Annotated in this window: 16 protein-coding genes; 14 read left to right on the top strand and 2 right to left on the bottom strand. The window is 72.7% G+C overall.

What is annotated here, in order from left to right; translation table 11 throughout:
* The first annotated feature begins 63 nt into the window (after positions 1–63).
* The 7 genes from rsmD to mutM all read left to right on the top strand — a co-directional run bounded on the left by rsmD (position 64) and on the right by mutM (position 5,321).
* Complete coding sequence (gene rsmD, locus ACZ3UD_RS06620; RefSeq protein ID WP_387622242.1) at positions 64–648, top strand: 16S rRNA (guanine(966)-N(2))-methyltransferase RsmD; 585 nt, start codon at positions 64–66, stop codon at positions 646–648.
* Positions 649–695: 47 nt separating this feature from the next.
* The gene (gene coaD, locus ACZ3UD_RS06615) at positions 696–1,187 is read left to right on the top strand and encodes a pantetheine-phosphate adenylyltransferase (RefSeq protein ID WP_465582983.1); all 492 of its coding nucleotides are present in this window, start codon (positions 696–698) and stop codon (positions 1,185–1,187) included.
* Positions 1,188–1,374: 187 nt separating this feature from the next.
* On the top strand, positions 1,375–2,583 hold the full coding sequence (locus ACZ3UD_RS06610; RefSeq protein ID WP_465582980.1) for an ATP synthase F0 subunit B: 1,209 nt from the start codon (positions 1,375–1,377) through the stop codon (positions 2,581–2,583).
* A 172-nt stretch (positions 2,584–2,755) separates the two neighbouring features.
* Positions 2,756–3,400, top strand: coding sequence for a YceD family protein (locus ACZ3UD_RS06605; RefSeq protein ID WP_380612670.1), 645 nt, complete (start codon positions 2,756–2,758; stop codon positions 3,398–3,400).
* Positions 3,401–3,402: 2 nt separating this feature from the next.
* Complete coding sequence (rpmF, locus tag ACZ3UD_RS06600; protein WP_030056747.1) at positions 3,403–3,576, top strand: 50S ribosomal protein L32; 174 nt, start codon at positions 3,403–3,405, stop codon at positions 3,574–3,576.
* Positions 3,577–3,596: 20 nt separating this feature from the next.
* Complete coding sequence (rnc, locus tag ACZ3UD_RS06595) at positions 3,597–4,385, top strand: ribonuclease III (protein WP_380612671.1); 789 nt, start codon at positions 3,597–3,599, stop codon at positions 4,383–4,385.
* 57 nt (positions 4,386–4,442) lie between these two features.
* Positions 4,443–5,321 (top strand): bifunctional DNA-formamidopyrimidine glycosylase/DNA-(apurinic or apyrimidinic site) lyase, encoded by an 879-nt coding sequence (mutM, locus tag ACZ3UD_RS06590; RefSeq protein ID WP_465582977.1) that lies wholly within the window; start codon positions 4,443–4,445, stop codon positions 5,319–5,321.
* Between the two features lie 4 nt (positions 5,322–5,325).
* Here mutM and ACZ3UD_RS06585 read toward each other — a convergent pair whose 3' ends face one another.
* A complete protein-coding gene (locus ACZ3UD_RS06585) occupies positions 5,326–6,246 on the bottom strand; it encodes a DMT family protein (protein ID WP_465582974.1) in 921 nt (306 codons plus the stop codon).
* Positions 6,247–6,564: 318 nt separating this feature from the next.
* Between ACZ3UD_RS06585 and ACZ3UD_RS06580 the strand changes: the two genes are divergently transcribed.
* The 6 genes from ACZ3UD_RS06580 (at position 6,565) to ftsY (ending at position 14,598) form a co-directional block, all read left to right on the top strand.
* Positions 6,565–7,929 carry a hypothetical protein gene (locus tag ACZ3UD_RS06580; protein ID WP_465582972.1) on the top strand — a complete coding sequence of 455 codons (1,365 nt, stop codon included), beginning with the start codon at positions 6,565–6,567 and terminating at the stop codon, positions 7,927–7,929.
* A gap of 121 nt (positions 7,930–8,050) precedes the next feature.
* The gene (locus ACZ3UD_RS06575; RefSeq protein WP_465582969.1) at positions 8,051–8,569 is read left to right on the top strand and encodes a winged helix-turn-helix transcriptional regulator; all 519 of its coding nucleotides are present in this window, start codon (positions 8,051–8,053) and stop codon (positions 8,567–8,569) included.
* Between the two features lie 29 nt (positions 8,570–8,598).
* On the top strand, positions 8,599–8,898 hold the full coding sequence (locus ACZ3UD_RS06570; protein WP_465582966.1) for an acylphosphatase: 300 nt from the start codon (positions 8,599–8,601) through the stop codon (positions 8,896–8,898).
* Positions 8,899–9,309: 411 nt separating this feature from the next.
* The gene (locus ACZ3UD_RS06565; RefSeq protein WP_045702518.1) at positions 9,310–9,513 is read left to right on the top strand and encodes a hypothetical protein; all 204 of its coding nucleotides are present in this window, start codon (positions 9,310–9,312) and stop codon (positions 9,511–9,513) included.
* Between the two features lie 157 nt (positions 9,514–9,670).
* Positions 9,671–13,315: a chromosome segregation protein SMC gene (smc, locus tag ACZ3UD_RS06560; RefSeq protein ID WP_465582962.1), complete on the top strand. Its 3,645-nt coding sequence runs from the start codon at positions 9,671–9,673 to the stop codon at positions 13,313–13,315.
* 47 nt (positions 13,316–13,362) lie between these two features.
* Positions 13,363–14,598 carry a signal recognition particle-docking protein FtsY gene (ftsY, locus tag ACZ3UD_RS06555; protein WP_465582959.1) on the top strand — a complete coding sequence of 412 codons (1,236 nt, stop codon included), beginning with the start codon at positions 13,363–13,365 and terminating at the stop codon, positions 14,596–14,598.
* A gap of 195 nt (positions 14,599–14,793) precedes the next feature.
* Here ftsY and ACZ3UD_RS06550 read toward each other — a convergent pair whose 3' ends face one another.
* Positions 14,794–15,486 (bottom strand): bifunctional DNA primase/polymerase, encoded by a 693-nt coding sequence (locus ACZ3UD_RS06550; RefSeq protein WP_465582957.1) that lies wholly within the window; start codon positions 15,484–15,486, stop codon positions 14,794–14,796.
* Positions 15,487–16,103: 617 nt separating this feature from the next.
* On the opposite strand from ACZ3UD_RS06550, the gene nsdA reads away from it, so the two are divergent.
* Positions 16,104–17,558: a transcriptional repressor NsdA gene (nsdA, locus tag ACZ3UD_RS06545; protein WP_465582954.1), complete on the top strand. Its 1,455-nt coding sequence runs from the start codon at positions 16,104–16,106 to the stop codon at positions 17,556–17,558.
* Positions 17,559–17,564 lie beyond the last annotated feature (6 nt).

Raw genomic sequence — 17,564 nt, 5'->3', positions numbered from 1 at the left:
GCGCCCCTTCGGCTCGGGGCGGGATAGCGTGGTCGGGCAGCGACGAAAGGACCCTTCACCACCATGACCCGCGTGATCGCCGGGTCGGCCGGCGGCCGCCGGCTGGCCGTACCGCCCGGCCGGGGCACCCGCCCGACCTCCGACAAGGCCCGGGAGGCGATGTTCTCCACCCTGGAGGCGTTTCGCGGCACCCTGCACGGGGCCCGGATGCTGGACCTGTTCGGCGGATCGGGCGCGGTCGGCCTGGAGGCACTGTCGCGCGGGGCCGAGCACGTCCTGCTGGTCGAGGCGGACGGCCAGGCGGCCCGGGTGATCCGGGAGAACGTCCGCACCATCGGGTTGCCGGGCGCCGAGGTGCGGGCCGCCAAGGCGGAGAAGGTGATCGTCGGCCCGCCCCCGCAGACCCCCTATGACCTGGTGTTCCTCGACCCGCCGTACGCCGTGACGGACGGGGAACTGCGGGAGATGCTGATCACACTGTTGGCTGGGGGCTGGCTCGCGGAGGACGCACTCGTCACCGTGGAGCGCAGCACCCGTGGCGGCGAGTTCGGCTGGCCCGAGGGCTTCGAGGTGCTGCGCTCCCGCCGCTACGGCGAGGGCACGCTCTGGTACGGTCGCGCCGCCGCCGAGGCCAGCGACCACGAGTAGCGGGCCGCGGCCCGTAGCAGCCGTCACCCCACGAGGGAGCACACGCCATGCGCCGAGCCGTCTGTCCCGGTTCGTTCGACCCGATCACCAACGGCCACCTCGACATCATCGGGCGCGCCTCGAAGCTGTACGACGTGGTGCACGTCGCGATCCTGATCAACCGGAACAAGCAGGGCATGTTCACCGTCGAGGAGCGGATCGGCCTGATCGAGGAGGTCACCGCCGAGTTCGGCAACGTGGTGGTCGAGTCGTACCACGGCCTGCTGGTGGACTTCTGCCGGGAGCGCGGCATCCCCGCGATCATCAAGGGCCTGCGCGCGGTCAGCGACTTCGACTACGAGCTGCAGATGGCCCAGATGAACCACGGCCTGACCGGCGTGGAGACGCTGTTCGTGCCGACCTCGCCGACGTACAGCTTCCTCTCCTCGACGCTGGTCAAGGAGGTCGCCTCGTACGGCGGCGACGTCTCGCACCTGCTGCCGGAGACGGTGCACCGCCGACTGGTCGAGCGGATCGCGGAGCGCAAGGCCGAGCAGTAGTCGACCGCTCGTCCGTTTCTGCCGGTTCGTCACGGATTGTCCGAGGCGGCGGAGGCCGGTTCGGCTCAGGCGTTGTGAGCTCGCCGCGCGGGGGCCGTACAGTCTGTATTCCTGCCCCGCGGTGAGGTACGCCGCGCCGGGCCTGCCTCCGCCGGACCGTCGGCGGCACACGGAAAGACGAAGCCCCGTGGACGTGCAGAACAAGGTCGACGAGATCGTGGCGGCGGTCGAGAACGCCCGCTCGATGCCGATGTCGGCCTCCTGCGTGGTGAACCGGGCCGAGCTGATCGGCCTGCTCAACGACCTCAAGGCGGCCCTGCCCGCCGAACTCGCCCAGGCGCAGTCGGTGATGGCCGACCACGAGCAGGTGGTGGCGGACGCCGAGGCCGAGGCCGAGCGGATCATCCGGGGCGCGCACGCCGAGCGCGGCTCGCTCATCTCGGACACCGAGGTGGTCCGCCGGGCGCAGGCCGAGGCGGACCGGATCCTGGCCGAGGCCCGGGGCGAGGCCGAGGCCAAGCGGGCCGAGGCGGACGACTACGTGGACAGCAAGCTGGCCAACTTCGAGGTCGTGCTGACCAAGACGCTCGGCGCGGTCGGCCGCGGCCGGACCAAGCTGCGCGGCGACTCCAGCGTCTTCGAGGCCGACCACGAGGGCGAGACCGACGGCGAGGAGTTCCAGCCGCAGCGGATCAGCCCGAGCCCCGAGGTCGACGAGTACGTCGATGTGAAGCTCGCCACGCTGGAGAACGTGCTCGGCGCCACCCTGGAGGCGGTCGGCAAGGGCCGCGACAAGCTCCTCGGCAAGCGGCCGATCGACGAGCTGGGCGCCTACCTGGCCGCCGCCGACGAGGCGCAGCAGGCCAAGGAGCGGGCCGAGGCGGTGGCCGCCGGCTTCGCCGCGGACGCCGACGGCGACGACATCGCCTGGTATCGCGAGGACGTCCCGCAGCAGCAGACCTGGCCCGAGCAGACCCCGGCCGCGGCCGGCTGGCAGGACCCCGGCACCGACCAGTACGCGGCCGCCGCTCACCAGCAGGGCGGGCAGTACGCCGAGGTGTACGGCGGCGGCTTCGACCCGGCCGGCCAGGGTGACCCGTACGGCGCCCAGTGGGGCCACCAGCAGCAGGGCGGCTACCCACAACAGCCCGGCTACCAGGACCAGCAGCAGGGCGGCGCCTACGGGTACCCCCAGCAGCAGGACGGCTACGGGGCCCAGCCGTACGACGGCTACACCTACCCGCAGCAGCAGGCTCTGCCCCCGGCCGTGCCGCACCACCAGCAGCCCGCCCCGCCCCCGGCGGTGCCGCACCAGCAGCAGGGCCTGGACGAGACCAGCTTCTTCGACACCAGCATGATCGACATGACCCGGCTGCGGGAGCTCGGCGGCCGCTGAGCGGGCCCCCGGCGGGGCTGCCGGAAGTCTCCTGACGGGAGCGAAGTTGGGCCTGGCGGGAGACTCCGGTAGTCTGACCACTCCGGCATCCCCATGTCCGGCCGTCGGCTTGCCCTCGCAACGTCGACTCGTATGGGGACACAGCATTGATTCCGATGGAAGTCAGGACACCTTGAACCGCCTCGACCACCGCGACCCCCTCGTGTTCGACACGCACGAGCTGGGCCGTCGTCCGGGCGCCATGCGCAAGGTGAGCCGGACCCTGGAGGCCCCCGAGGGCTTCGGGATCATCGACGTGATCGGTGTCCCGGAGAAGAGCCCGATCGAGCTGGAGCTCCGCCTGGAGTCCGTGGTCGAGGGTGTGCTGGTCACCGGCACCGCCGACGCCCACGTCGAGGGCGAGTGCGTCCGGTGCCTGGAGCCCGTCGAGTTCGACATCGACGTCGACTTCCAGGAGCTGTACTACTACCCGGAGTCCGACGAGCGCCACCGCGCCCGGACCACCGGGACCGAGGACCTCGACGAGGACTCGGAGGAAGAGACTTACCGCCTGGAGGGCGACTTCTTCGACCTCCAGCCGGTGCTGCGTGACGCGGTGGTGCTCGCACTGCCGCTGCAGCCGGTGTGCCAGGACGACTGCCTGGGCCTGTGCTCCGAGTGCGGAGCGCGCCTGAGCGACGACCCGACGCACCACCATGACGCCGCCGACCCCCGGTGGGCGGCTCTGCAGGGACTCTCCGCCGCCCCCGGCGACGAGGGTGACGGGATCAAGAACAGCGACACCCGTGAGGGTGCCGCCGAGAACCAGGAGAAGTAGCCGTGGCTGTTCCGAAGCGGAAGATGTCGCGCAGCAACACGCGCCACCGCCGTTCCAACTGGAAGGCCGTCGTTCCGGCCCTCGTGGCGTGCGACCGCTGCCACGAGCCGAAGCTCGGCCACATCGCGTGCCCCAGCTGCGGCACGTACAACCGCCGCCAGGTCCTCTCGGTCTGATCGGCGGGGTGCACGGATCGATGTCGGACGGTAACTCCACCCGCAAGGCGTCCTCTGCCTCGAAGGGTTCTTCGGGCAGCGGCAAGGCCGGCGGGCCGGCTTCGACCGAATACGACGTCCTGGAAGGGCGCCTCGGGTACACGCTTGAGCGCGCCCTTCTGGTACGTGCCCTGACCCACCGCTCGTACGCGTACGAGAACGGGGGTCTGCCCACCAACGAGCGCCTGGAGTTCCTCGGCGACTCGGTGCTGGGCCTGGTGGTGACCGACACCCTCTACCGCGTCCACCCGGACGTTCCGGAGGGCACGCTCGCCAAGCTGCGCGCCGCGGTCGTCAACTCCCGCGCGCTCGCGGACGTCGGCCGGGGCCTGGACCTCGGCGCGTTCATCCGGCTCGGCAAGGGCGAGGAGGGCACCGGCGGCCGCGACAAGTCGTCGATCCTCGCCGACACGGTCGAGGCCGTGATCGGGGCCGTCTACCTGGACCGCGGTCTGGAGGCGGCGACCGAGTTCGTCCACCGGCTGTTCGACCCGCTGATCGAGGAGTCCTCTCAGCTGGGAGCCGGCCTGGACTGGAAGACCAGCCTCCAGGAGCTCACCGCCTCGGTGGGCATCGGGGTGCCCGAGTACGTGGTCATGGAGTCCGGTCCGGACCACGAGAAGACTTTCACCGCGGCGGCCCGGGTGGCCGGCGAGGACTTCGGCAGCGGCGTCGGCCGCTCCAAGAAGGAAGCCGAGCAGAAGGCCGCGGAGAGCGCCTGGCGCGCGATCAAGGAGAAGTACGCGGACCGGCTGCCCGCCGGCGCGTGACCTGGAAGTAGCCTTCACTCCTGCCGACATCTTCTTCTTCGCAGGAGGCCTGTTCCCGTGCCCGAACTTCCCGAGGTCGAGGTCGTCCGCCGTGGTCTGGCGAACTGGGTCGCCGGGCGGACCGTCGCCGACGTCCAGGTGCTGCACCCGCGCGCGGTGCGCCGCCAGCCGGCCGGCGCGGCCGACTTCACGGCCCGGCTGACCGGTGCCACCCTCGGCACCGCGCGGCGGCGCGGCAAGTACCTCTGGCTGCCGCTGACCGGTACCGGTACGGGTTTCTCGCTGATCGGCCACCTCGGGATGAGCGGCCAGCTCCTCGTCCAGGACCCGTCGACGCCGGACGAGACCCATCTGCGGGTCCGGCTGCGCTTCACCGACGGCGGGCGCGAGCTGCGCTTCGTCGACCAGCGGACCTTCGGCGCTCTGGCGGTCGAGGAGGCCGAGGAGGGCGACCCGGAGGGCACGCCGGTCTCCATCGCGCACATCGCCCGCGACCCGCTCGACCCGCGCTTCGACGACGAGGCCTTCGCGGCCGCGCTGAGGGCCAAGCGCACGACGGTCAAGCGGGCGCTGCTGGACCAGACCCTGATCAGCGGCGTCGGCAACATCTACGCCGACGAGACGCTGTGGCGCTCCGAGCTGCACTACGACCGCCCGACCGGGACGCTCACCCGCCCGCAGGCCGCCCTGCTGCTGGCCAACGCCCGGGACGTGATGACCGCGGCGCTCGCCGTCGGCGGCACCAGCTTCGACAGCCTGTACGTCAACGTGAACGGCGAGAGCGGCTACTTCTCCCGGGACCTCGACGCCTACGGCCGCGAGCAGGAGCCCTGCCGCCGCTGCGGCACCCCGATCCGGCGGGCCGCCTGGATGAACCGTTCCAGCTACTTCTGCCCCCGCTGCCAGCGCGTGCCGCGGACCCGCAGCGGGGGCTGAGCCGCTACTTCTTGGCGAGTTCCGGCTGCCCGGCGGACTCCTCGGCCGGGGCGCCGTGGGTGTCCTGGCCGAAGTAGGCGACGCCGACCGCGGATACCACCGCGAGCAGGAAGCCGGCCACGCCGAGCCAGCCCAGGCCGGCCTTGGAGGAGTCGCCGAGCCAGAGCACGCCGACCACGCCGGGCAGCACCGTCTCGCCGACCACCAGCGCGGCGGTCGCGCCGTTCACCGAGCCGATCTGCAGCGCCACGGTGTGCACGTACATGCCGCCGAGGCCGCCGATCAGGATCGCGTACAGCGCCGGGTCGGAGAGCAGCTGCCCGAGGTCGAAGGGCTGCAAGCCGTTGAGGATGCGCACGCCGATGCCCAGGGCGCCGAAGCCGAGGCCGGAGAGCAGACCGGCGACGATCGCGCCCTTGGAGCCTATCCGGCGCACCAGCAGGCTGCCGCCGACCAGCAGCACGGTGGTGATGATCAACAGCCACCAGTGGAAGGCCGTCTCCGCGTGGTGGCCGCCCTCCGGCCCGGCCGAGACGGCCAGCAGCACCAGCGCCGAGCAGAGCACGCCGATCGAGGCCCACTCCAGCTGCTTGAGCCGGATGCCCAGCAGCTTGATGCTGAGCAGCGCGGTGATCACCAGGTTGGCGCTGATGATGGTCTGGGAGAGGAACAGCGGCAGCAGCCGCGCGGCCAGCGCGCCCAGCCCGAAGCCGATCAGGTCGAGCACCGTACCGGTGATGAACTCCCAGGTGACGGCGGCCTTGGCGGTGGAGGACAGGCTCGGTCCGCCGTGCTCGGTGGTCGAGGTGGTGGCGCCCTTGGCGGCCTCCCCCTGGGCGGAGCGGCGGGATCCGACGGCCTGTAGGACCGAGCCGGTGCCGTAGCAGGCGGATGCCGCCACGGCCGTGACGAGGCCGATGATCACCGAACGCTCCGATCGGGAGTTGGGCCAAGAACAGGCTGGGTCAAGAACAGGCAAAGGGGCCAGCGGTCCGGGACCCACTATGCCCGTTCGCGCGGTACGGTCAGGACGCCCCTCGGGCCGCCGCAGGGCCGCCCCGGGCCCGCCGGGACGTTCCGGGCGCCTCCGCTGGTTCCCGCGCCCCACCCGTCTCAGGGTCGACCGGGGGAAATCTCATCCGCGCGAAGGGGTACCGCCCCGGCGGTCGGCGGGGAATCCTGTCATAACCAGTATGCGAAGGGTATGCCGTGCTCTGCCGCCGGTCGCGGTAGCGTCGGGGTCATGAGAACCCTTGCACGACGTTCCCGGGGCACCGGGCCGCTTGCCCTGGTGGCGGCGCTGCTCGGGCTGCTGCTCGTGTTCGCGCCCGTGGCCTCGGCCGCCGCTGGGCTGGGAGACGTCTCCACCACCCTCAAGCAGGGCAAGGTCTACGTCGACCCGGCGATGACCAACCGCTTCAGCCAGAGCCAGGCGGACGCCCTGACCGAGAAGATCAAGAAGGCGGACAAGCCGATCTTCATCGCGGTGCTTCCGGACGCGGCCCCGTACAACACCCAGACCAAGACGATCTTCCAGGACCTGCGGACCGAGGTCGGCGTCGACGGCGTCTACGCGGTCTGGCTCGGCACCCTGTTCGACGCCCGGGCCGACCAGGGCACGCTCGCCAAGGGCATGCCGCAGCGGATCGCCGGTGCGGCCTACCGCTCGCACCAGGGCGACATCAACGGCACCCTGAACGACTTCGTCGACCAGGCCGCTCCGCAGGCCAAGGGCAACGGGGTCAACCACAGCACCTCGATCGCCTGGGTGGTCATCCCGGTGGTGCTGGTGGCGCTGGCCGGCGCTGGTGTCTTCTTCCTCTTCCGCCGCGCCAAGAAGCGCAAGGAGGAGCAGGCCCGGGCCGAGCTGGAGCAGCTGCGCCGGGTGGTGGACGAGGACATCACCGCCTTCGGCGTGGAGCTGGAGCGGCTCGACTTCAACCCGGCCGCCGCCGACGCGGACGACGTCCAGCGCACCGACTACTCGCGCGCCCTGGACGCGTACGAGAAGTCCAAGCGGCTGATGGACGAGGCGAAGAAGCCGGAGGACGTCAAGCAGGTCACCGAGGCCATCGAGGACGGCCGGTTCGCGCTGGCCACCCTGGCCGCCCGGCGGGACAAGCGCCCGCTGCCCGAGCGCCGTCCCCCGTGCTTCATGGACCCGCGCCACGGTCCGTCCGTCAAGGACGTCGAGTGGGCCCCGGCCGGCGGCGCCCCGCGCACCGTCCCGGTCTGCCAGGCCGACGCCGACCGGGTCGCGGCCGGCCTCGACCCGGCCGTGCGCACCGTCGACACCGAGCACGGCCCGCAGCCGTACTGGAACGCCGGTCCGGCGTACGCCCCGTACGCGGGCGGCTACTACAGCGGCTTCGGCGGCGGCCTGCTGCCCGGCCTGCTGGTCGGCACCATGCTCGGTTCGATGATGAGCAGCCCGGCCTACGCGGCCGCGCCGATGATGGAGCACCACGGCTACCAGGACCAGTACGAGGGCGGTGACTACACCGGCGCCGACTTCAACGGCAGCGACTTCGGCGGGTTCGACGGTGGTGGCACCGACTTCGGTGGCGGCGACTTCGGTGGCGGGGACTTCGGCGGCGGGGACTGGTAGTCCTCCGGTCCCGGAACCGCCTCGCACGGCCCCGTCGGTCCCGACCGGCGGGGCCGTTCGCCACCCCGGGGACATCGAGGCGCGGGTTTGAGAAGGCAACCCGGTGTGGCAGGCTGGCGCTGTGACCTCCGACACCACCGGCACCGCCGACACCCCCGCGGCCTCTTGGGCCGCCGTCCCCGGCCGGCCGTGCTCGATGGCGGCGGCGCTCCAGGTGGTGGGCGAGAAGTGGGCGCTGCTGGCGGTGCGCGAGCTGTTCTACGGCAACCACCGCTTCGACCGGATCGCCCGCAACACCGGCGCCCCGCGCGACCGGCTGACCGCGCGGCTGCGGGCACTGGAGGAGGCCGGGGTGGTCGAGCGCCGCCCGTACAGCGAGCGGCCGCCGCGCTACGAGTACCACCTCACCGAGGCCGGCCGGGACCTCGCCCCGCTCGCCCACGCGCTGCGTGTCTGGGGCGACCGCTGGCTGGGGCCGGACTCCCCGGTGACCTTCGCCCACGAGCCCGAGGGCCACCAGCCGCACCCCTTCGACCCGGCCTGGGTCTGCCGCACCTGCGGCCGGGAGGCCCGCCGCGGCGAACTGCACGCCGAGGTGCACACCCCGGGCTGGTCGGTCGAGGGCCCCGTGGAGCTGTGACCGGCCGCATCGACGGTTAGGGTCGGGGCATGCACGGTCGCGACGCCCACAGTGATGAACCGGTCCGGGTGACCGCCTGGGTCCGGGGGAAGGTCCAGCAGGTCGGGTTCCGCTGGTGGACCAGGGCGCGGGCGCTGGAGATCGGCCTGACCGGCTACGCCAGCAACCTCGGCGACGGCCGGGTACAGGTGGTGGCCGAGGGGCCGGCCGCCGACTGCGAGGAACTGCTGGTCCTGTTGCGCGGCCCCGACACGCCCGGCGCGGTGAGCGGTGTGACCGAGATCTGGACCGCCGTCGGCGCGGGTTACGAGGGCTTCGAGATCCGCTGAGCCCCCGTTTCCCGGCCCGCTGCCGTCGCGTCCCGGAAATGATCCGCAACCGTCGGTGTCAGACGGTTGCCATTCGGGCAGACTCGTGGTTGACTCCGCATCGAACGATGATCCACGAGCACGTGGTTGACCCGGCCCGAGACCCCCGAAGCGTGACGACACCGCCGGGCGGGTGACAGGGGCGCGGTAGCGTGCGGTGATCGTGTTGACCCGTACCGTCTTTGGTGAGACGCTTGAAGCCCGCGCACACGATCGCGTATCCCGGTAGGCGCATGCCCTCGTGGGCCCAGCTCACGGTGGTTGTGTCGTAGTGCCCAGCCAGCACTTCCGGTGCGCGCCGCGCGTGCGTCCCCCTTCCCCCTAGACCTGTACCGTTCCGGTTCGGTCACTCAGCGTGGAGGACCATTCATCATGGCAAAGGCGCTTCTCGGGTACGTCGGCGGCCCCGACCCGCGAATGCTCTCCGAGATGCGACGGCTTCAGCAGCGCGTCCAGGACCTTGAAGCCGAGCTCCTTCGGATGCAGGCTGAGAACGACGCGCTCACCGCTGTCGCTGACGAGCACTCGCTGCTCAACAGCATCGATCTGGACCAGCGGGAGCCGGCTCTGACCTGAGCCTCGCCCCGGTCCTCACAGATCGACGCCGCTGTGCACTGAGCCGCCCCGAAAGGGACGCAGCTTTGCGAGGGACGCCCGGATGTGGCGTCCCTTCGTCGTGTCGGACTCCGGATACAGTCGGTTCCCGTCGTGAGCGATTGAGGAGACCGGCCGCGTGCACCTGAAGAGTCTGACGCTGCGCGGGTTCAAGTCCTTCGCCTCCAGCACCACCCTGCGCTTCGAGCCGGGCATCACCTGCGTCGTCGGCCCGAACGGCTCCGGCAAGTCGAACGTGGTCGACGCGCTGTCCTGGGTGATGGGCGAGCAGGGCGCCAAGTCGCTGCGCGGCGGCAAGATGGAGGACGTCATCTTCGCCGGGACCAGCGGGCGCGCCCCGCTCGGCCGCGCCGAGGTCAGCCTCACCATCGACAACGGCGACGGCGCCCTGCCGATCGACTACGCCGAGCTGACGATCACCCGGACCATGTTCCGCAACGGCGGCAGCGAGTACGCGCTCAACGGCGAGACCTGCCGCCTGCTGGACATCCAGGAGCTGCTCTCCGACTCCGGCATCGGCCGCGAGATGCACGTCATCGTCGGCCAGGGCCAGCTCGACTCCGTCCTGCACGCCGACCCGATGGGCCGCCGCGCCTTCATCGAGGAGGCGGCCGGCGTCCTCAAGCACCGCAAGCGCAAGGAGAAGGCGCTGCGGAAGCTGGACGCGATGCAGGCCAACCTCAACCGCGTTCAGGACCTGGTGGCCGAACTGCGCCGCCAACTCGGACCGCTCGGCCGACAGGCCAGGATCGCCCGCCGCGCCGCCGGCATCCAGGCCGACCTGCGCGACGCACGGCTGCGGCTGCTCGCCGACGACCTGCTCACCCTGCGCCAGGCCGTCGAAGCCGAGATCGCCGACGAACTCGCGCTGCGACTGCGCCGCACCACCGTCGAACAGGAACTGGCCCGCGCCGTGCAGCGCGAACGGGTCCTTGAGGCGCAGGTCCAGCAGCTCGGTCCGAGCCTGGAGACCGCCCGGCAGACCTGGTACCGGCTCTCCGCGCTCGCCGAACGCACCCGCGGCACCATCGGACTGGCCGAGGCCCGGGCCCGGCACGCCGCCGCCGGGGGACAGGCCGAGGAGCGGCGCGGTCGTGACCCGGAGGAACTGGAGCGGGAGGCCGAGCGGGTCCGCGAGGAGGAGGCCGCCCTCGCCGAGGCACTGGAGGAGGCCCAGTACGCGTTGGCCGAGGCGGTCGAGCGCAAGAGCGAGCTGGAACGTGAGCTGGCCGCGGAGGAACGCCGGCTGCGGGACGCAGCCCGGGCCATCGCGGACCGCCGGGAGGGCCTGGCCCGGCTGCAGGGGCAGGCGGTCGCCGCCCGCTCCAAGGCCGCCTCGGCCGAGGCCGAGATCGGCCGGCTCACCGAGGCCCGGGACGAGGCGCTGCTGCGCGCCGAGGCCGCCCAGGGTGAACTGGACGAGCTCCAGCAGCAGGTCGACGGCCTGACCGGGGACGACGAGCAGGCCGAGGCCGGGCACCGGCAGGCCCGGGAACGGCTGGCCGCGGTGGAACGGGAGCTGGCCGCCGCCCGGGAGACAGCCGGGGCCGCCGAGCGCGAACGGGCCGGTCTCACCGCGCGACACGAGGCGCTCTCGCTCGGGCTGCGCCGCAAGGACGGCACCGGCGCGCTGCTGGACGCGGGGGCGCGGCTGACCGGACTGTTGGGCCCGGCGGCCGCGCTGCTGCGGATCGAGACCGGGTGCGAGGTACCCGTCGCCGCGGCGCTCGGGGCGGCGGCCGACGCGGTGGCCGTGGACTCGCCGTCCGCCGCCGCCGGGGCGCTGCGGCTGCTGCGCGACCAGGACGCCGGGCGGGCCGCGCTGCTGATCGCCGGGGCCGCGGAAGTTCCGCATCCGGCCGGGGAGTTGCCGGACGGGGCCCGCTGGGCCGGAGAACTGGTGGACGGCCCGGCCGAGTTGCTCGCCGCCGTCCGGAACCTGCTGGCCGGGGTGGCGGTGGTCGCCGACCTGGAATCGGCGCTGCGACTGGTCGCCGAACGCCCCGGACTGTCCGCCGTCACCGCCGAGGGGGACCGGCTGGGCGCCGGCTTCGCTCAGGGCGGTTCCGGCGGCGCGCCCAGCCTGCTGGAGACCCAGGCGGCCGTGGACGAGGCGGCCCGGGCGATCGGGGAACTCGCCCTGCGCTGCACCGAGTCGGCCGAGCGGCTGGCCGAACTCACCGAGCTGCGCCGGGAGTCGGCCGCCGAGGTGGACCAACTCGCCGAGCTGCGGCGGCAGGCGGAGAAGGAGCGGGCCCAGGTGGCCGGTGCGCTCGGCCGCCTCGGGGGGCAGGCCCGCGCCGCCGCCGGGGAGGCCGAACGGCTGTCGGCCGCCGCCGCCCGGGCCGAACAGGGCCTGGCCGAACTGCTCGCCACCGCCGAGGAGCTGGCCGAACGGCTCGCCGTGGCCGAGGAGTCGGCGGACGCCGGGGAGGACGAGCCGGACCCCGCCGAGCAGCAGCGGCTGGCCGAGGCCGCCTCCGCCGCCCGGCAGGCCGAGCTGGAGGCCCGGCTCGCGGTGCGCACCCACGAGGAGCGGGTCCGCGCCCTGGCCGGCCGGGCCGATCAGCTGGACCGGGCCGCCCGCGCCGAACGGGAGGCGCGCGCCCGGGCCGCCGAGCGCCGCCGCCGCGCCGAGCACGACGCCGGGGTGGCGACGGCCGTCGCGGCGGGAGCCCGGCAACTGCTGGCCTGCCTGGAGGTGTCGCTGTCCCGCGCGGACGCCGGGCGTGCGGCGGTCGAACAGGCGCGTGCCGAGCGTGAGGACGAACTACGGGAGCACCGGGAGCACGGCCGCGGTCTCAAGGAGGAGCTGGACAAGCTGGTCGACGCCGGGCACCGGGACGAGGTGCTGCGGGCGGAGAAGCGGCTGCGGATCGAGCAGCTGGAGGCCCGGGCGCTGGAGGAGTTCGGCATCGACGGGGGCGAACTGCTCGCCTCGTACGGGCCGGACCAGCTCGTCCCGCCGACCGCGGCGTCAGCCGCTGATGTCGCTACGCCCGAGGAGGGGCAGGAGCCGGGGGAGCCGTACCCGTACGTCCGGGCCGAGCAGGAGAGGCGGCTGAAGGCCGCCGAGAAGGCGTACCAGCAGCTCGGTAAGGTCAACCCGCTGGCGCTGGAGGAGTTCGCCGCGCTGGAGGAGCGCCACCAGTTCCTCGGCGAGCAGCTGGACGACCTCAAGCGCAGCCGGCGCGACCTGCTGGACATCGTCCGGGACGTGGACCAGCGGGTCGAGCAGCTGTTCACCTCGGCGTACCACGACACCGCGGCCCAGTTCGAGGGCGTCTTCGCCCGGCTCTTCCCGGGCGGCGAGGGGCGGCTGGTGCTGACCGACCCGGACAACATGCTCACCAGCGGGGTCGAGGTGGAGGCCCGCCCGCCCGGCAAGAAGGTCAAGCGGCTGTCGCTGCTGTCCGGCGGCGAGCGCTCGCTGACCGCGGTGGCGCTACTGGTGGCGATCTTCAAGGCCCGGCCCAGCCCGTTCTACGTGATGGACGAGGTGGAGGCGGCGCTGGACGAGACCAACCTGCGCCGGCTGATCGGGATCATGGAGGAGCTGCGGGAGAGTTCCCAGCTGATCGTGATCACCCACCAGAAGCTGACCATGGAGTCCGCCGACGCCCTGTACGGCGTGACCATGAAGGGCGACGGGATCTCGCAGGTGATCAGCCAGCGGCTGCGCGAGGGGGCACCTCCGGGGCGCCCGGCCGGGGAAGAGCGGCGCGAGCGGCGGCCGGCGGGCGTCCGTACGGTGACGGTCTAGGTCGGCTGCGGCCCATCCGGGCTCCGGTCGCGGATACTGGAGCAGTTATGGAATACGTGATCCTTGCCGTAGTCATCGCCGTGATCGCCATCGGCGCGATCGCGGGCCTCGTCGTTTCCGGCAGACGACGCCAGCAGCTGCCCCCGAAGTCGCAGGCGCCGGTCATCACGGCGCCGAAGACCCCGCAGGAGCCCCAGGTCGGCGAGGAGGCCGCGCCGCCGACCGAGGAGCCGCGCCGCACCGTCGAGGAGGTTCCGCTTCCGGAGGCCCCCGAAGCCCCCGAAGCCCCCGAGGCCGTCGAGGTCGTCGAGGTCGAGGCCCCCGAGGTGGCCGAGGCGGCGCCCGCCGTCGAGGTCCCCGAGCCCACCGCCGGCCGGCTGGTCCGGCTGCGCTCCCGGCTCTCCCGCTCGCAGACCTCGATCGGCAAGGGCTTGCTCTCGCTGCTCTCCCGCGAGCACCTGGACGAGGACACCTGGGAGGAGATCGAGGACACCCTGCTCACCGCCGACGTCGGCGTCGCCCCGACCCAGGAGCTGGTCGAGCGGCTGCGCACCCGGGTGAAGGTGCTCGGCACCCGGACGCCCGACGAGCTGCGCGCGCTGTTGCGCGAGGAGTTGGTCGAGCTGATCGGCAAGGACTCCGACCGCACCGTCCGCTCCGTCAAGCACGAGGAGGGCCCGGCCGTGGTCCTGGTGGTCGGCGTCAACGGCGTCGGCAAGACCACCACCACCGGCAAGCTGGCCCGCGTCCTGGTCGCCGACGGCCGCAGGGTGGTGCTCGGCGCCGCCGACACCTTCCGGGCCGCCGCCGCGGACCAGCTGCAGACCTGGGGCGAGCGGGTCGGTGCGCACACCGTGCGCGGCCCGGAGGGCGGGGACCCGGCCTCGATCGCCTTCGACGCGGTCAAGGAGGGCATCGCCGAGGGCGTGGACACCGTGCTGATCGACACGGCCGGCCGACTGCACACCAAGACCGGCCTGATGGACGAGCTGGGCAAGGTCAAGCGGGTCGTCGAGAAGCACGGCCCGGTGGACGAGGTGCTGCTGGTGCTGGATGCCACCACCGGTCAGAACGGCCTGATCCAGGCCCGGGTGTTCGCCGAGGTGGTGGACATCACCGGCATCGTGCTGACCAAGCTGGACGGCACCGCCAAGGGCGGCATCGTGGTCGCGGTGCAGCGCGACCTGGGCGTGCCGGTCAAGCTGATCGGTCTGGGCGAGGGCGCGGACGACTTGGCGCCGTTCGAGCCGGGTGCGTTCGTGGACGCGCTGATCGGGGACTGACCGGGGCTCTCCGTCGGTCGAAGGGTCCGCCCCTGCGGGGGCGGGCCCTTTCGCGTGCCCGGCGAGGGCCCGCCCCGAGCCGAAGGGGCGCGCCGGTGCCGAAAGCGAGAAGCGACCAGCGACCGACGGAGGAGGGAGTGCCGGAGCGAAGAGCGTCGGCGCCGGGTCAGAGCGCCCCGGAGGCGAGCGGGCGAGTCACGAGGCGATCCAGGCGGGCTCGGCGGTGCGCTCACGGCCGCGGTGGCAGGCGTAGGCGAGGGTGCCGAGCAGCAGCCGGGCCTCGGGCGGGCAGCCGGCGTTGTCGCGAGTGGGGCGGCGCAGCCAGCGGACCGGGCCGAGCTCGCCGAGGACGGTGGGCGGGGCGGCGACGTAGCCGCCCTCGCCGTGGCAGGTCAGGTCGAGCGCGGCGTCGTCCCAGCCCATCCGGTAGAGCAGGTCGGGCAGTCGGCGGGCGGTGCCGGCGGCGACCAGGAACTGCAGCCGGCCGGTGGGCGGGGCGAGCACCGGCCCGACCTGGGTGCCCATCCGCTCCAGCCGGACCAGCGCCTGCAGGCCGGCCTGCTCGGGGACGTCCAGGACGTCGAAGGCGCGGCCGGTGGGGAACAGTACGGAGCCTTCGGCGCCGACGGTCCGGGCCCGGCTCCCGGCGCCCGGCACGGGGTGCAGGCCGGGTGCGGCGCAGCGGTGGGCGCCGCAGGGACAGCGGGTCGGGGAGGTGGCGCCGGTGGCCGGGGTGCCAGTGGCCGGGTCGCCGGTGGCGACCGCCCAGCCCCAGCGGCCGGTGTACTCCGCGGCGGCCTGGGACGCGGTGACCTTGGTGCGGCGGCGCGCGCCCAGCGGTGCCAGCCGCAGGTGTCCCAGTCGAAGTTCGCCGAACAGGTTGTCCATGCCTCCCCCAACAGGTTCTCGTTGCCGATGGTTACGGGATGGTGACTGTGCGTTGATTGTCCGTTGCGTGGTGCGTTGTGCGGTGGCGGCGCGCAGCGCTTGGCGTGCGCCTGTTGCGGTGGTGCGCCTCGGGCGCCGCCTTGTGGGGGCGGCGCCGATGCCGGATCGTCGTGTGCGTGAGGCTGTTGCTGTTCCGAGTGGGCGGCGAACTCGCTTGTGACTGCGGTGGATTGTGAGGTCCGCCGGGTCCGCCGGAGCTGGCCGGAGGACTTGGCGGCCCGCATATGCCGGACTGTCGGGGCCTATCCAGTGAAGCGTGTGCTCCCTGGCTTCGGTTCACTCCTGGGGGTGGCGAATGGTGGCGTTTCGCCAGGGCCGCTCCCACGGGTGCCTCGCGGGGCACTACGTTCAGCACACGGACGTCGCCATGGAGCCTGCTCCGGGCCGCCGGGGAACGGGAGTTGGGGATCTGAACGTACCGTCCGGGGCGATGGCACACCAGTACGACGAGGCGGTACCGCAACACCTCAGGCACGGCACGTCTGGCAAGAGCCCGCAACCGTCGGGCGGTCACGATCGGGGGCCCCGAAGGGGCCGGGCGGGATGGGGACGTTCCCATGGCAGAGAAGCAACCCAATGAGAAGCTGACCACGTGGTTCGCCCGCAGCGGCTGGTCCAAGGGGGAGTTGGCCCGCCAGGTCAACCGCCGGGCCCGGCAGATCGGCGCCCACCACGTGTCCACCGACACCTCCCGGGTGCGCCGCTGGCTCGACGGCGAGCAGCCCCGCGAGCCGATCCCCAAGATCATGTCGGAGCTGTTCTCCGAGCGCTTCGGCTCCGTGGTCTCGATCGAGGACCTCGGCCTGCGCGCCGCGATCCCGGTGTCCACCGTCGGCGGCGGCGTGGACCTGCCCTGGAGCGCCCCGCAGACCGTCCAGCTGATCAGCGAGTACTCCCGCAGCGACCTGATGCTCAACCGCCGGGGCTTCCTCGGCACCTCGCTCGCGCTGACCGCCGGCGCCGCGCTGATCGAGCCGATGCAGCGCTGGCTCGCCCCCGGCCCGACCGGCATGCCCACCCCGATCCTCACCGCAGCCAACGGCGGCGAGGCGTTCACCGGCCGGCTCTCCGAGCCCGAGCTGGAACTGCTGGAGCAGACCACGGTCATGTTCCGCCAGTGGGACGCCCAGAACGGTGGCGGGCTGCGCCGCAAGGCCGTGGTCGGCCAGCTCCACGAGGTCACCGACCTGCTCCAGGAGACGTACACCGAGGACACCACCAAGCGGCTGTTCCGGCTCACCGCCGAGCTCGCCCACCTGGCCGGCTGGATGTCCTACGACGTCGGGATGCACCCGAGCGCGCAGAAGTACTACGTGCTCGCCCTGCACGCGGCCAAGGAGGCCGGCGACCGCCCGTTCGGCGCCCTGATCCTCACCGACATGAGCCGCCAGATGATCCACCTCAACCGGGGTGAGGACGCCCTGGAACTGATCCACCTGGCGCAGTACGGCAGCCGGGACACCGCCACCCCGCGCCAGCAGTCCCTGCTGTACGCGATGGAGGCGCGCGCCTACGCCACCATCGGCGAGGTGAACCGCTGCGCCCGGGCGATCCGGCTGGCCGAGGACACCTTCACCGACATCCGGGACGGGGACGGCGAGCCGGACTGGCTGAAGTTCTTCTCGCCGGCCGAGCTGAACGCCGAGAACGCGCACTCCTTCCGCGACCTCGCGTACCACTCGGACAACGCCCAGCTGTACGCCTCGCTGTCCGCGCCGGTGATGGAGCGCGCGGTCGACCTGTTCCGCCAGGACGACGACCACGTGCGCTCGTACGCCTTCAACCTGATCGGCATGGCCAGCGTGCACCTGCTGCAGAAGGAGGCCGAGGAGGCGGTGGTGTACGCCGAGCAGGCGGTGGACATCGCGACCAAGGTGCGCTCGGAGCGGCTGAACTCCCGGGTGCGCAAGACCACGGAGGCCGCCTCCGCCCGGTTCAAGGGCGTGGACGCGGTGAGCCGGCTCAAGGAGCGGGTGGTCCAGGACATCCCGGAGTACGTCTCGGTGGTCTGAGCGACC

The sequence above is a fragment of the Kitasatospora sp. NPDC023118 genome (genome assembly GCF_055560875.1).
The sequence above is the reverse complement of the archived record's forward strand: the minus strand, read 5'-3'. Positions and strand labels throughout refer to the sequence as shown.